The organism is Novosphingobium sp. Leaf2 (assembly GCF_001421325.1).
In the GTDB taxonomy this organism is placed as follows: Bacteria; Pseudomonadota; Alphaproteobacteria; order Sphingomonadales; family Sphingomonadaceae; genus Novosphingobium.
Genome location: NZ_LMJY01000018.1, coordinates 123,061 through 137,091 on the forward strand (window position 1 = coordinate 123,061; position 14,031 = coordinate 137,091).

Consider the following 14,031-nt stretch of genomic DNA (forward strand, 5'->3'; position numbering starts at 1 on the left):
AGTGAATTAACGCGGGAAAATCAACCGGCTTTGACGGTAGCGTAGGCCCAGTCGAGCCAGGGACCGAGATCCTCGATGTCCTGAGTATCAACGGTTGCCCCGCACCAGATGCGCAGGCCTGCCGGCGCATCGCGGTATCCGGCCACGTCGTACGCCGCGTCATGCTTTTCGAGCAGGGCCGCGAACGCCTTGATGAAGTCCGCATCCGCGCCTTCCACGGTCAGGCACACCGAGGTCTTGGAGCGGCTGGCCTCTTCGATCGCCAGATGCCCGAGCCAATCGCGTTCCGCGACGATCTTGCCAAGCGCGGCGGCGTTCGCATCCGAACGTGCCTTCAGGCCTTCAAGCCCGCCCAGCCCCTTCGCCCATTCGAGCGCAAAGATAGCGTCCTCGACAGCGAGCATCGAAGGCGTGTTGATGGTTTCCCCCCTGAAGATGCCTTCGGTCAGCTTGCCCTTGGAAACGAGACGGAACACCTTGGGCAGCGGCCAGGCCGGTGTGTAGGTTTCCAGCCGCTCCACCGCGCGCGGGCCCAGGATCAGCACGCCGTGACCGCCTTCGCCGCCCAGCACTTTCTGCCAGGAGAAGGTGGCTACGTCGATCTTCGACCAGTCGATATCGTAGGCAAAAACAGCCGAGGTTGCATCGGCGAAGGACAGGCCTTCGCGGTCGGCCGCAATCCAGTCAGCATTGGGAACGCGAACGCCGGACGTGGTGCCGTTCCAGGTGAAGAGCACGTCGGTGCTCCAATCCACCTGCGTGAGATCGGGCAACTGGCCGTAGTCTGCACGGATGACGGTGGGGTCGAGCTTGAGCTGCTTCACAGCGTCCGTAACCCAGCCCTCGCCAAAGCTTTCCCACGCCAGCGTGGTTACGCCGCGTGCGCCCAGCATGGTCCACATCGCCATCTCGAAAGCGCCAGTGTCGGACCCGGGGACGATGCCGATGCGGTGTGTGTCAGGCAGTTGCAGAACTTCGCGCATCAGGTCGATGGCATAGCCCAGACGCAACTTGCCGATCTTGGCGCGGTGCGAGCGGCCAAGGCATTCCGTAGCGAGTTTGGCAGGGGAATATCCGGGCGGCTTGGCGCAAGGACCGGACGAAAAGTGCGGACGCGCAGGTTTACGCGCGGGTACGGCATTCAAATCAGTCATTTCTGACTCTCCTTACAGAGAGCACGCGCGGCGTTGGGACCGCGTGGCCCGGCGCCGCCTCTAAAGTGGCGGGGGGATAAGTCAATCGCCTTGCGCCCGGCCCGGGGCATAACCACACGCCTGCCAACCGTCTGTCATGGCAAAGCATCGGCCTAACCTGCCGGTAAGGCGGGGTTAACCACCTGTGAGCAGAACATGCGGGCATGCGTAAATTCTGGTACTGTCTTTCGCTTCTCGTCGCGATCACTGCCTGTGTCGACAGGCCGCAGCCCCCCCGGCGCCAGCCTGCGCGCACCACCGTGCGTGCGCCGATCCGGCAGACTCAGCCTGCGCCCGAATTGCGCCAGTGCCTATCCTCCCTCAGCAGCCAGAACGCCGTTTTCACATCGCTGACCGACCGCTGGTACGCCAATTCGTGCTCCACGGTGGGCACCGTCAAGCTGGTGGCGCTCAATACCGACAACGCGACCGTTACCGTCACGAACCTTGGCCCGGTTACGTGCGCCACAGCTGCGCCGTTCGCCGCGTGGGTGCGCTACGGGGTAGACCGGGCGGCGCAGCAGATCCTGGGCAGCCGCTTGGTGCAGGTGGAAACGTTCGGCAGCTATTCGTGCCGCAACGTGGCGGGCACGAGCCGGCGATCAGGGCATGCCAGCGCCAATGCGATCGACGTGTCCGGCTTCGTGCTTGGCGATGGCCGGCGCATCACCGTGCTGGCCGACTGGAACGGGGGCACCCCGGCGGAGCGCAAGTTCCTCCGCGTGGTGCATGACAGCGCCTGCAAGCGGTTCGGCACGACGCTGGGTCCCGGATACAACGAAGCCCATGCCAACCACTTCCACCTGGAAGCCGATCACGCCGGCTTTTGCCGCTAGGTCAGACCGGCGCGGGCTCGAACCGATAGTCGGGCAACCCGTCCAGCGCGGTGCGCAGCGCCTCGCTCCAGCTGGCGGACACGGACCGGAAATAGGGATCGCCATCCCCGATGCGGCGTTCGTGCAGCGGCGTGAACCGGTCGCGTTCAAGAACGATCAGGTCGAGCGGCAGACCCACCGACAAGTTGGCCTTGAGCGTCGAATCGAACGATACCGTCATTAGCTTTACCGCGCTTTCGAAGGTCATGTCGCGGTGATAGCCCCGGATCAGGATCGGGCGGCCATACTTCGTTTCACCGATCTGGAAAAACGGCGTGTCGAAGCTGGATTCGATGAAGTTGCCTTCCGGATAGATCAGGAACAGTCGCGGCTCCATGCCTTTTATCTGCCCGGCCACGATCATCGACGCGCTGAAAGTACCGGCGGCCGCCTTCTGGCCATTGTCCGCCGCGCGTTGGGCGATGATGTCCTGCAGCAGATCGCCGATGATCGTGGCGACCTTGAACATCGTCGGCGCTTCCAGCAGCGAATTGTGCCTGTCCGCCGGCGCCTTGTTGCGTTCCTCCAACTGGCTGATGACGGCCTGCGTCGTGGCAAGATTTCCCGCCGTCATCACCGTGATGATGCGCTCGCCGGGCTGTTCCCAGTGAAACATCTTGCGAAACGTCGATATGTTGTCGACGCCCGAGTTCGTTCGCGTGTCGCTCATCAGGACAAGCCCGCGATCGAGCATCATGCCCACGCAATAAGTCATTTTATTTCAAGACCTTGTTCATTATCGAAACGCGGCGCGATCACTCACTAACCGCTCAACCGCCTTGTGTCTGCTGCTGACTGCCGCCGGACTGCTGCTGTTGCATGGCCGTCCGGCTTTCGTTGACGGACAATTGCACGTCCATGCGTGTCTCCCCCGCGCCCGTGGCGATCCCGGTGACCGGCGCGGCTTCGGAATAGTCACACCCGGTGCTTACCCGGATGTAACGTTCGTCCGGACAAATGGCGTTCGATATGTCGAACCCCACCCAGCCCAGGCCGGGCACATGCGCCTCGGCCCAGCCGTGGCCTGCTTCCTGATCCACCCGGTCGTCCATCCGCAGATAGCCGCCGACATAGCGCATGGGAACGTCGAGCATCCGGCCCGCCGCAATGAAGATGTGGGCGTGATCCTGGCACACGCCCTTGCCCGCGGCCAGCGCCTGTTCGGCCGTGGTGCGCGCATCCGTAGTCCCCGGCACGTACTCCACCTGATCGGCGATGACGCCCGACAGCGTGTGGAGGAAGCCCAGGGTATCGGAACGATCCGCCTCGATCCCGGCCAGCAATTGCCGCACCTTGAGTCCGGGCTTGGTCAGCGCTGTGGGACGCAGGAAACACCACAGGGGCATGAGGCCGGTATGCGCGCCGATGACGCCGTTTTCCTGCGCCGTGCGCACGGTGCCATGACACGTCACGACGACTTCCGGGGTGCCCGGCTCGATCGATACCAGATCGACGTGGTTGTAGTGCTGGTCTTCATACCCGGCCTGCTGCTGCGCGCCGAACAGCTCCATGCGCCAGTCCACCACTTCCTGGCCGTGGCTGGTCTTGGGCTTCAGCCGCAGCCGCTGCAAACCGTGAGTCACGGAGCCGGCGAACGTGTAGCGGGTGGTGTGTTTTACGGTGAGGAGCACGGCAAGCGTCCTATTCGCTGAAACGATAATCGGCGGCAATGGCGCTGCCGATCTCGATCGTCTTGCTGATGAACGCCTGCAGATATTCATGCAGGCCACCTTCGAAAATCTCTTCGATCGTGATCTGGTGCAGCTTCGCGCCGGCATCGCGCAGCAACTGGTGCGCCGAAACCTCGCGGCCATATTCCTTTGCGAGGCCAGCCATGTTGCTGCGGATCTTGTCGTAGCAAAAGATTAGGCTGCGCGGAAACTGGCCGTCCAAAATCAGGAACCGGGCGATCCCGCGCGGGTCCATCGATCCCGCGTTGAGCCAGGAATAGGCCCGGTTTCCGGCCACAGAGCGCAGCAGGGTATCCCACTGCACATTGTCCAGGCTGGAGCCGACCCATGCGGTGGAGGGCAGCAGTACGTAATACTTCACGTCCAAAATGCGCGCGGTGTTGTCCGCCCGTTCGATGAAAGTGCCAATGCGCGAGAAGTTGAACACCTCGTTGCGCAGCATCGTGCCTTCCAGCGCGCCGCGCACCAGTGTGCCAGTGCGCCGGATCTGCGTCAGCACTTCGCCAAGACTGGTTTCGCGCACCGGGCGCGAGAGCAGCTCGCGCAGGTTCATCCAGCCTTCGTTTGTGGTTTCCCATACCGAGTTGGTCAGGCTGGTGCGCACCACCCGCGCATTGGTGCGCGCATTCTCCACCATCGCCAGCACGGAGCCGGGATTGTCCTTTTCCCGCAGCAGGTAATTGAACACCTGCGTGCCCGAAAAATCGGAATGCTTCTGGCAATAGTCCTCAAGCTGGCCAGTCGTGGTGAGAACCGACTTCCACTCCTCGTCCTGCGACTGGCGGTTGCCGCGCGTGAGCGCGAGGTGGAACCCCACGTCGATAAGGCGCGCGGTATTCTCCGCCCGTTCGAGGTAGCGGCTCATCCAGTAAACGCCGTTGGCTGCGCGTCCAAGCATCAGGCGGCCCCCCTCACTCGTCCAGCACCCAGCTGTCCTTGGTGCCCCCGCCCTGGGAGGAATTGACCACCAGCGATCCTTTCTTCAGCGCCACGCGGGTCAAGCCGCCGGGCGTAATGTCGATACCATTGGGGGAAACCAGCACGAAGGGCCGCAGATCGACATGCCGGGGCGCCAGCCCTTCCTTGGTGAAGATCGGCACCGTCGATAGCGACAGGGTGGGCTGGGCGATGTAATTGGCAGGCTTGGCACGCAGCTTCGCCTCGAAATCCGCCAGTTCCTTTTTCGAGGAGGTGGGGCCGATCAGCATGCCGTACCCGCCCGAACCGTGCACTTCCTTGACGACCAGGTCGGACAGATTGTCCAGCACATGGCCCAGCGAATCCGCTTCCGAACAGCGCCAGGTCGGCACGTTTTGCAGGATCGGCTTTTCGCCAGTGTAGAATTCCACGATTTCCGGCATGTAGCTGTAGATCGCCTTGTCGTCCGCGATCCCGGTGCCGGGCGCATTGGCGATCGTCACCCCGCCAGATCGATACACATCGAAGATCCCGGCCACGCCAAGCGCAGAATTGGGATTGAACGTCAGCGGATCGAGATAATCGTCGTCCACCCGGCGATAGATCACATCGATCGCCTTGTAGCCGGTGGTGGTGCGCATGCACACGCGCCCGTCCATCACCCGCAGGTCGCTGCCTTCCACCAGTTCCGCGCCCATCTGGTCGGCAAGGAAAGCGTGTTCGAAATAGGCGGAGTTGTAAATGCCGGGCGTCAGCACCGCCACCACTGGACGGCCGCTGCCGGTGTGGGCCGGCGGCGCGCACGCGCGCAGCGAGCGCGCCAGCCGCCTCGGATAGTCCGATACCGGGCGCACCGGGATCCGCGTGAACAGCTCCGGGAACATCGCCATCATCGTTTCGCGGTTTTCCAGCATGTACGACACGCCGGACGGGGTGCGGGCGTTGTCCTCCAGCACCATGAATTCGTCGTCGCCGGTGCGCACAAGGTCGATGCCCACGATGTGCGTGTAGACGCCGCCGGGCGGGGTAAACCCGATCATCTGCGACAGGAACGCCTCGTTATTGCGCAGCGCCTCTATCGGCAGCCGCCCGGAACGGATGATTTCCTGGCGGTGATACAAGTCCTGCAGGAAGGCGTTGAGCGCCCTCACCCGCTGCTCGATCCCGCGCGTCAGCTTGCGCCATTCGCGCGCAGTGATGATGCGCGGGATCATGTCGAACGGGATCAGCCGTTCTTCGCCCGCGTCATCGCCGTAAACATTGAAGGTGATGCCGATCCGCCGGAAAAAACGCTCGGCCTCCGCGTCCTGGCGCCGCAGCCACGCGGTGTCCTGACCATCGAACCACTGGCGAAAGTCGGCGTAGGCGGGACGCACGGTGCCGTCCCTGTTAAGCATTTCGTCGAAGTTCGCCGCGCCAGTATCGGACATTGTGACTCCCTGTTGACCAAGTGATGCAACAGGATTTCCACCTTGCCAAGCGTTGTCGCTGCAGCTGCGAAGAAATATCGCCGGTTAGCGATGCGTTACAATTCCAGCGCGTCAGGCTGTGATCAGGCCGCGCGCGGCAAGGTCTGCGCGCAAGGCGGCGGCATCGTGGAAATGATGCACCTGCCAGCCCAGCGCCCGGGCTGCCGCCACATTGGCGGCATTGTCGTCCACGAATAGCATCGTGTGCGGATCATGCCCGAAGCGCTCTGCCGCCAAGTCGAATATCGCGCGATCGGGTTTCACCAGCTTTTCATCGCCTGAGACGACAATGTCGGCAAACAGGTCGAACAGCGGCTCGGATGCGCGATATTGGTGCCAGAACGTGCTGGCAAAGTTGGTTATGGCAAACAGCGGCACGCCGCGTGCCGCCAACTCCTGCACGATTGCGTGCGTGCCGGGCACGTTACCGGGCAGCGTTTCGGCAAACCGGGTGGCATAGGCATCGAGCAAGTGATCGTGCCCAGGAAACTCGACTTTTCGCGCCGCTACCATTTCGGCAAGATCGCGCCCGGCGTCATGTTCGAAATGCCAGTCCTGCGTCACCACTGTGCTGAGGAACGTGTCAAGCTGGTCAGGATCGTCGATCAGCTTGGCGAACAGCAGGCGCATGTCCCACTCCACCAGCACTTTGCCGACATCGAAAACCACGGCCTGCACCGGAGTATTTTCGCACGCTGCAGACATGACAAGACCCCCGCGGACGGCGGGGGTCTCATGCAAACGACGAAACCGTCCGCGTATCAATGTCCGCCGCCCCACGAGCAGGGCCGCAGACGATAAGACTTCAGCCCTGGCGCGCCTTGAAGCGGCGGTTCGTCTTGTTGATAACGTAAGTGCGGCCGCGACGACGGATCACGCGGTTATCGCGGTGACGGTCCTTGAGCGACTTGAGGCTGTTGCGAATCTTCATGAGTCTTCCGTCCGTGTCATCATGGCGGTTACCGACCGCCGGGAATTCGAAGTGGGGCCGTTAGTGGTGGCAGCATCGAAAGTCAAGCAGCCCTGCCGCTGATCGGGGCCCGTTGCTTACCGATCGCGGCGTTCCTACCTGTCGTTCATGCACCGGCAATCCCATCGGCGCATAACCCACGCGCGGGTGCGACCCCAACGTCTTTTTTGCGGATCGAGCGATAATATGAACACCCTCAAGGCCGCTGTGATTGCCGGCAGCGCCGCTATGACCCTGATCGTCGCGCCCAATGCCAATGCCCAGTGGGGTCCGGGATGGGGCGGAGGATGGGGTGGCGGCTGGAACCGTCCCGGCTGGAACGATCGCGGGTTCGATTCGCGCCGCTCGGTCGGCGATGGCCGCGAAGGCCACGTGGAAGTGACCCGCTTCGTCTCCACCGATCCGGCGGCAGCCGAACTGGGCCATGGCCCGGTGTCGGTAACCTCGGAATCGGGAGACGGCCCGTGGGTGGAGGTATCGGCCCGCCGCGCCTACGAGGCGGCGATCATAGATTCGCTGGTGCACGCCGGGTATGACACGCTGCATCCCGATGTTCCCCAGCCGCAAGTGGTCAAGCTGAAGATCAGCCGCCAGGTTTTGGTGCCCGCCGAAGAGAAGCGCAGCCCCGTCAGCGGAACGGCGGCGATGGAAGTGGGCACCTATGGCCAATCCTATGGGCTGGGGATAAATGTCGATCTGACCAAGCCGCGTTCGGCGCTGGTCTCCACCCGCCTGGATGCGCAGATCGTGGACCGGGCCAGCGGCAAGGTGCTGTGGGAAGGCTATGCCACCATCGCCACGCGCGAAGGTGACGACAAGTGGCCCGAGGGGCTCGTCGCCACCAAACTGGCGAGCGCCTTGTTTGACAATTTCCCCAAGGCCGATCCAATTACACCGGTCGGTTAACAGCAATGGCATTGCGATGATCGGTGCCGTCGGCTGACGGGCACAAAGGGGATGATGCGATGACACGGTATGCTCGGCGTTTTGCGCAGCTTGGGGCAGGCGCCCTCCTTGCCGCGTCGTGCCTTTTGACATCGGCTTGTGTAGCTCCGGTTGGCCCTGTTGAGGTAACCCGCTTTCACGCGCCTGACCTGGCGCGGCTGGGCCACGGCACGATTGCGGTGGAGCCGGCACCCGGTCAGCCCGACACCCTGGAATTTCGCGCCTACGCCGCCGCCGTCCTGCGCGAACTGCAACGCGTCGGCTACAGCGCCCCACTGCCCGGCGGTGCACCCAGCGAACAGGTAGCGCTGCTGACGCTTGACCGGCAGACCTTCCGGCCTGATCGTCGGCGCAGTCCCGTGACGGTGGGCGGGGCGGGATCGGTCGGGTCATATGGATCGGGTGCGGGGCTTGGGCTTGCCATCGACCTGTCCGGGCCGCCGAAGGACCAGGTCGCCACGCGCATGTTCGTGTCCATCCGCGACCGGGCCGCACCGCCAAGCGCCACCGCCTTGTGGGAAGGCCGGGCAGTATCCGCCGCCCGCGCGGATTCGCCGCTGGCCGGAACGTCGCTTGGATCGGCTAAACTTGCAGAAGCGCTGTTCAAGGGGTTTCCGGGAGAGTCGGGACAAACTATTCAAGTGAAATGACCGACATCCAGATCACCGCCGCGTTCGACGCCGGCAATATCGAAACCCTCTCCGTCCACGAAACCGAGGCCCGCCTTGCCATCCGCAAGGACCAGGACTCCGACTTTTTCCAATGGTTCCATTTCCGCGTCAGCGGCGCCGCTGGACGCGAAGTGACCCTGCGGATCACTGGCCTGAACGGATCCGCCTACCCGATGGGCTGGCGGGGATATAACGCCGTGGTCTCCGAGGACCGTGAATACTGGGGCCGCGCGCAGACGCATTTCGACGAAACCGCAGAGGGCGGTACGCTGGTTATCCGATACCAGCCGGCTGGCGACCTGGCGTGGTTCGCCTATTTCGCGCCCTATTCGATGGAGCGGCACCACGATCTGGTGTGCGTTGCCGCCGCCGCGCCGCATATCACCCACCGCACGCTGGGCCTTTCGATCGACGGGCAACCAGTCGATTGCCTGGAAACCGGCGACGGCCCTGTGCAGGTGTGGCTCTATGGCCGCCAGCATCCCGGTGAGACGATGGCCGAATGGTGGATGGAAGGCGCGCTTGATCTGCTTGCCGACCCTGCCAGCTCGGTCGGCCGGGAACTGCGCAAGCGCTGCACGCTGCATATCGTGCCCAATGCCAATCCCGATGGATCGCGCCGCGGACATTTGCGCACCAATGCCGTGGGCGTGAACCTCAACCGCGAATGGCACGCGCCCTCGCCCGAAAAGTCGCCCGAAGTGCTGGCGATCCGCAACGCGATGGACGCAACCGGCGTGGACTTCGCGATGGACGTGCATGGCGACGAGGCGATCCCGGCGGTATTCCTGGCCGGCTTCGAGGGCATCCCTGGCCTCAAGGAGCAGCAGCAAGCCGGCTATACCCGCTATGCCGACTTGCTGGAACGCCGCAGCCCCGATTTCCAGACCAAGCTGGGCTATCCGCTTACACGGCCCGGCGCGGGCAACCTGACGATGTCGACCAACCAGGTGGCCGAGCGGTTCGGTGCGGTGTCGATGACGCTGGAGATGCCGTTCAAGGACCACGACCCCGCCGCCGACGCTGCGCAGGGCTGGAGCCCGGAACGCTCGATGCAACTGGGGCGCGATTGCCTCGGTGCTCTGCTGGAATGGCTGGTGGAGCGGGACGCCTGACGCGGCCACTCGCCAGCGTCTAGCCCAGGTTCGCCGGCCCGAACGCGTGGGGCAACAGGTCTGACAGGCGCACTTCGAGGATGCCCTCCGCCCCGTCGCACCACACCACCGGGTCGGTATTGCCCAACTGCGCGATTTCGTTGAGCACCTGCCGGCAGCGGCCGCACGGCGTGACGCGGGGTCCTTGCCCCGCCGCGCCGGGCCCGCCGCCAGTGACCGCCAAAGCCGTCAGCTGGGGCCGGGCGCCGCTCGCCAGGATGGAGGCCACCGCTACGGTCTCCGCGCACAGCGACAAACCGTAGCTGGCGTTCTCTACATTCGCGCCGGTCACCACCCTTCCATCGGCAAGCAGCAGCGCCGCGCCGACGTGGAACTTGGAATAGGGCGCATAAGCGTTGGCCGCAGCCTGCCGGGCGGCCGTCATCAGGGTATCGCGGGTGTCGTTCATGGCAGCACGACTACCCAGCGCAGCCCCCCTTGCGCAACCTCGTTGGCAAGATCGTGGTTGGCGGTCCACATCGTCCAAGGTCGGCCGGCGTAGCTGGGCTCGAACCGGTCCTGCACCAGCCACAAGTTGCGATCCAGCTTGTGCGCAATGCTGTAGCGGGCCTGAAACGCGGGCGTCACCTTCAGGATCACCGGCTTTCCGGTGTGGGTTTCCACCTGATTGAGGAACGTCATCAACTCGCTCTCCACCCGCGCCTCGCTGACTTTGACGGGGCAGTTGTCGGCCAGCATGTCCAGTTCGACGGCGGGCGGCAGCAGCTTCGCATCGCGCGGCACAGTGGTGACGAAGTTTGCCGCCTGATTGCCTGCCGGCTGGCATGGATCGTAGCGGTGCAGCGCCCCCACCTGCATGCCCGCCGCCTTTGCCGCCTCGAAATTTTCCACGAAACGTGGATCGCGGGCAAATGCGCTGGCACTGGCATCGATGTAGGCAAAGTCCGCGCCGATCGCCCTCAGCGACTTCCAGCTGACCTCACCGTCGTTCGCGCCGATTTCCACGCCCTGCATCGGATAGTCGCGCCGGTCCGGGGTCCAGTGCCGCATAGTCCACCAGCCCCATGCGCCGGCCACGATCGCCAGCAGCGCCAAGGCGCCAAGCACTCGCAGCCGCCAGCCATGCGCCTTCACTCTTGCGCCTTTGCGTGCCGCCATCGCCCCCTCCTTAGCCGCGGATGTGCAGCACGCAGATCAGCGTGAACAGCCGGCGGGCAGTGGGGTGATCGGTTTCCACTTTGCCATGAAGGCGTTCGAGCAGAAGCTCCGCCGCCTCGTTGTGGATCGCGCGACGCGCCATGTCGATCGTCTCGATCTCCTGCGCGGTCGATTTGCGAATCGCCTGGTAATAGCTCTCGCAGATCGCGAAATACTCGCGGATCGGCCTGCGGAAGCCCGCCAGCCCCAGCACCAGCGTTTCCAACTCGGCGCCGTCCTCGCCCGTCACTTCCATGGAAAGTCGCCCGTCGCGCACCGCCAGCTTCAGGCGATAGGGCCCTTCGTGACCGGCATCACAGGCGCGCAGCGGCTTGAACACGTTGTCCTCGATCAGATCGAAGATGGCGATGCGCCGTTCCTGTTCGATATCGGCATTGCGCCACAGAATGGTCGCATCGTCGAGTTCGATGTGGGAGATGCGCGGGTCGGCCATGGTGAACCGGCTTTAGTCGGTCGCCATGCACGCGGGCAAGTGGGCTTTAAGGTGCCCGTGCATCCACAAGCTGTGGAATAAAATCGTCGGGGCTCCTGCTTGCCGGACTCGCCGGGCCGGAGCATTGTCATGCGCTTATGGCCCAGCAAGATCTTCTCATCCGCGCCGATGCGCCGCCGCAGACCGCCGTCGTCCGCAACCTTCCCGCCAACGTCGAGGCAGAGGCCGCGTTTCTGGGCGCCGTCCTCATTGACAATCGCGTGATCGAGGAACTGCAGACGCAGCTTGGACCCCAGCACTTTTTCGAGCCCGTGCATGCCCGCCTGTACGAACGCATCCTGCAACTGCTGGACCGCAAGGCCGTGGTCACCCCAGTCACCCTGCGCCCGTATTTCGAAGCCGACGAGGCACTGAAAGCGCTGGGCGGCGTGGCCTATCTCGCCCGCCTTACCGCCGATGGCCAGGGCCTGCTGGCCCCGCGCGAACTGGCGGACCAGATTTACGACCTGGCGCTGCTGCGCGAACTGATCCTGGTGGGCCGCAACCTCGTGGAAAGCGCGATGGACACCTCCGAATCGGTAGAACCGATGGAGCAGGTGGAACGCGCCGAAGCCGCGCTGTACAAAGTGGCGGAGGGCGCGGCATCGCAAAGCGAGGCGCAAAGTTTCGGCGTCGCCACGCGCACCGCGATCCAGGCTATCGAGAAAGCGTTCAATTCCGGCGGCCACATTTCCGGGCGCACCACCGGTCTGACGTCGCTGAACCAGAAGATCGGCGGCCTGCACGATTCCGATCTTATCATCCTGGCCGGCCGCCCCGGCATGGGCAAGACCTCGCTGGTCACCAACATCGCCTTCAACACCGCCCAGCGCTATGTCGACGATACCGAGCGTGATGGCATGCCGCCGGAGAAATCGGTGGGCGCGCCGGTGGCGTTCTTCAGCCTGGAAATGAGCGCGGACCAGCTCGCCACGCGTATCCTGGCCGAGCAGTCCAACATCAGCTCCGAAGCCTTGCGCATGGGCAAGATCAGCCGCGAGGATTTTCAGCAGCTGTCCTTCGCCAGCCAGCGCCTGGCCGAGCTGCCGCTGTATATCGACGATACGCCGGGCCTGACCATCGCTGGCCTGCGCACCCGTGCCCGCCGCCTCAAGCGCCGCCACAATATCGGGCTGGTGGTGATCGACTATCTGCAGCTGCTGACCGGGTCGGGCCGCGCCAACGACAACCGCGTCAACGAGATTTCAGAAATTTCGCGCGGACTCAAGACGCTGGCCAAGGAACTGGGCGTGCCGGTGATCGCGCTGTCCCAGCTTAGCCGCGCGGTGGAGCAGCGCGACGATAAACGGCCGATGCTGTCTGACCTGCGCGAATCGGGCTCGATCGAGCAGGACGCGGACATGGTGTGGTTCGTCTATCGTGAGGATTACTACGTAAAGGCCACCGAGCCCAAGTTCCCCAGCGATAACGACAGCGCGGACGTGCGTGACAAGTGGGACACCTGGCGCCAGAAGATGGAGGAGGTGACCGGGCTGTCCGAACTGATCATCGCCAAGCAGCGCCACGGCGCCACCGGCAAAGTGCGCCTGCGCTTCGAGGCGCGCATCACCAAGTTCTCCGACCTTGCGCCAGACGACATGCGCGCGGCCTTCGAGAGCGATTGAGCACGGTTGCACCAAACGCAAGTTGATGAAGTGCATGCTGGCGCAATGCCTTTGGGCATGTCCTGAAGTGCGGTGCGGGCTGACGATGGAAAAGAGCGGCACGACTGTAGCAGGCCCGGCCGATGTAGGAAAATGTCGGCCCACGGCCGGCGATGAACGAACGGTGGGCCTTGTGTCATGAAAGACGTTTTCGCAGGCGAGCCGGTGCGCGACCGGACACTCAGCCGTTCCGACATCGAGGCACTGACCGGTAGGCAGGCGCTGGTGGGCTGCGATCTTGAGGACGCGGATGTGTCCGGGCTGGACTTGTCCGGCTGGTCGTTCGAGCAGTGCACGATGCGCCGCGTCGATCTGGCCGGCGCGCGGCTCGATTCCACGGTCTGGCGTTCGTGCCGCGGCCCCTTCGCCAACTTCACCGGCGCGGATCTGAGCGAAGCGGCGTTCACCGCGTGCGATTTCAACAATGCCTCGCTCAAGCGCAGCGCGCTGGAAGCCGCACGGTTCGTGAACTGCAAGCTGACCGGCGCGGATTTCACCGATGCGCGCGCGGTAGAGCTGCATCTGGAGGAAACGCTGCTCATCAGCGCCAAGCTGGCGGGCCGGTCGTTTCGCAAGATGACCCTCGTCCGGCTCGACTTTTCGCAGGCAGACCTGCGCAAGTGCGACTTTCGCATGGCTACCTTCGACGCGTGCAGCCTGCGCGAGGCGTTGGTAGACGGCGCGCGGTTCGAACAGGCGGACTTGCGGGGCGCGGACCTTGGCGGCGTGCAGCTTGGCGATGCGGCGCGGTTTCGCGGGGCGGTCATCTCACCGGAACAAGCCAGCCAGCTTTTGAGCGAGATCGGCCTGAAAGTGCGCTGACGGCGCGC

At 64.0% G+C, this 14,031-nt stretch carries 16 protein-coding genes; 6 read left to right on the forward strand and 10 right to left on the reverse strand.

Features of this window, described 5'->3' with window-relative positions:
- Positions 1–20 precede the first annotated feature (20 nt).
- Positions 21–1,154 carry a phosphoserine transaminase gene (locus ASE49_RS13635; RefSeq protein WP_056773570.1) on the reverse strand — a complete coding sequence of 378 codons (1,134 nt, stop codon included), beginning with the start codon at positions 1,152–1,154 and terminating at the stop codon, positions 21–23.
- 203 nt (positions 1,155–1,357) lie between these two features.
- On the opposite strand from ASE49_RS13635, the gene ASE49_RS13640 reads away from it, so the two are divergent.
- Positions 1,358–2,029, forward strand: coding sequence for an extensin family protein (locus ASE49_RS13640; RefSeq protein ID WP_056773572.1), 672 nt, complete (start codon positions 1,358–1,360; stop codon positions 2,027–2,029).
- Between the two features lies 1 nt (position 2,030).
- Here ASE49_RS13640 and ASE49_RS13645 read toward each other — a convergent pair whose 3' ends face one another.
- The 6 genes from ASE49_RS13645 to ykgO form a co-directional block, all read right to left on the reverse strand.
- Positions 2,031–2,783: a proteasome-type protease gene (locus ASE49_RS13645; protein WP_056773574.1), complete on the reverse strand. Its 753-nt coding sequence runs from the start codon at positions 2,781–2,783 to the stop codon at positions 2,031–2,033.
- A 55-nt stretch (positions 2,784–2,838) separates the two neighbouring features.
- Entirely contained in the window at positions 2,839–3,699 is an 861-nt protein-coding gene (locus tag ASE49_RS13650; protein ID WP_056773576.1) for a transglutaminase family protein, read from the reverse strand.
- Positions 3,700–3,709: 10 nt separating this feature from the next.
- Positions 3,710–4,657: an alpha-E domain-containing protein gene (locus tag ASE49_RS13655; protein WP_056773578.1), complete on the reverse strand. Its 948-nt coding sequence runs from the start codon at positions 4,655–4,657 to the stop codon at positions 3,710–3,712.
- Positions 4,658–4,670: 13 nt separating this feature from the next.
- A complete protein-coding gene (locus ASE49_RS13660; RefSeq protein WP_056773585.1) occupies positions 4,671–6,107 on the reverse strand; it encodes a circularly permuted type 2 ATP-grasp protein in 1,437 nt (478 codons plus the stop codon).
- Positions 6,108–6,218: 111 nt separating this feature from the next.
- On the reverse strand, positions 6,219–6,851 hold the full coding sequence (locus tag ASE49_RS13665; RefSeq protein WP_056773588.1) for an HAD-IA family hydrolase: 633 nt from the start codon (positions 6,849–6,851) through the stop codon (positions 6,219–6,221).
- Positions 6,852–6,951: 100 nt separating this feature from the next.
- A complete protein-coding gene (gene ykgO, locus ASE49_RS13670) occupies positions 6,952–7,077 on the reverse strand; it encodes a type B 50S ribosomal protein L36 (protein ID WP_003046794.1) in 126 nt (41 codons plus the stop codon).
- Positions 7,078–7,302: 225 nt separating this feature from the next.
- On the opposite strand from ykgO, the gene ASE49_RS13675 reads away from it, so the two are divergent.
- Genes ASE49_RS13675 through ASE49_RS13685 form a run of 3 tightly spaced genes read left to right on the forward strand, consistent with a single transcriptional unit; the run spans position 7,303 to position 9,847 of the window.
- Positions 7,303–8,022, forward strand: coding sequence for a DUF4136 domain-containing protein (locus ASE49_RS13675; protein ID WP_056773591.1), 720 nt, complete (start codon positions 7,303–7,305; stop codon positions 8,020–8,022).
- A 59-nt stretch (positions 8,023–8,081) separates the two neighbouring features.
- On the forward strand, positions 8,082–8,711 hold the full coding sequence (locus tag ASE49_RS13680) for a hypothetical protein (protein ID WP_056773945.1): 630 nt from the start codon (positions 8,082–8,084) through the stop codon (positions 8,709–8,711).
- Positions 8,708–9,847: a M14 family metallopeptidase gene (locus tag ASE49_RS13685; RefSeq protein WP_056773592.1), complete on the forward strand. Its 1,140-nt coding sequence runs from the start codon at positions 8,708–8,710 to the stop codon at positions 9,845–9,847. The genes ASE49_RS13680 and ASE49_RS13685 overlap by 4 nt, the downstream gene beginning before the upstream one ends.
- A 19-nt stretch (positions 9,848–9,866) precedes the next feature.
- On the opposite strand, the gene ASE49_RS13690 is transcribed toward ASE49_RS13685, so the two are convergent.
- From ASE49_RS13690 to ASE49_RS13700, 3 genes are read right to left on the reverse strand one after another with little or no spacing between them, the layout of a single operon-like run.
- Positions 9,867–10,295 (reverse strand): cytidine deaminase, encoded by a 429-nt coding sequence (locus ASE49_RS13690; RefSeq protein ID WP_056773594.1) that lies wholly within the window; start codon positions 10,293–10,295, stop codon positions 9,867–9,869.
- Positions 10,292–11,005: a glycoside hydrolase family 25 protein gene (locus ASE49_RS13695; protein WP_056773595.1), complete on the reverse strand. Its 714-nt coding sequence runs from the start codon at positions 11,003–11,005 to the stop codon at positions 10,292–10,294. The genes ASE49_RS13690 and ASE49_RS13695 overlap by 4 nt, the downstream gene beginning before the upstream one ends.
- A 10-nt stretch (positions 11,006–11,015) precedes the next feature.
- Complete coding sequence (locus tag ASE49_RS13700; protein WP_056773598.1) at positions 11,016–11,498, reverse strand: UPF0262 family protein; 483 nt, start codon at positions 11,496–11,498, stop codon at positions 11,016–11,018.
- A gap of 137 nt (positions 11,499–11,635) precedes the next feature.
- Here ASE49_RS13700 and ASE49_RS13705 point away from each other — a divergent pair, with 137 nt between their 5' ends.
- A complete protein-coding gene (locus tag ASE49_RS13705) occupies positions 11,636–13,162 on the forward strand; it encodes a replicative DNA helicase (protein WP_056773599.1) in 1,527 nt (508 codons plus the stop codon).
- Between the two features lie 177 nt (positions 13,163–13,339).
- Positions 13,340–14,023, forward strand: coding sequence for a pentapeptide repeat-containing protein (locus ASE49_RS13710; RefSeq protein ID WP_056773601.1), 684 nt, complete (start codon positions 13,340–13,342; stop codon positions 14,021–14,023).
- Positions 14,024–14,031 lie beyond the last annotated feature (8 nt).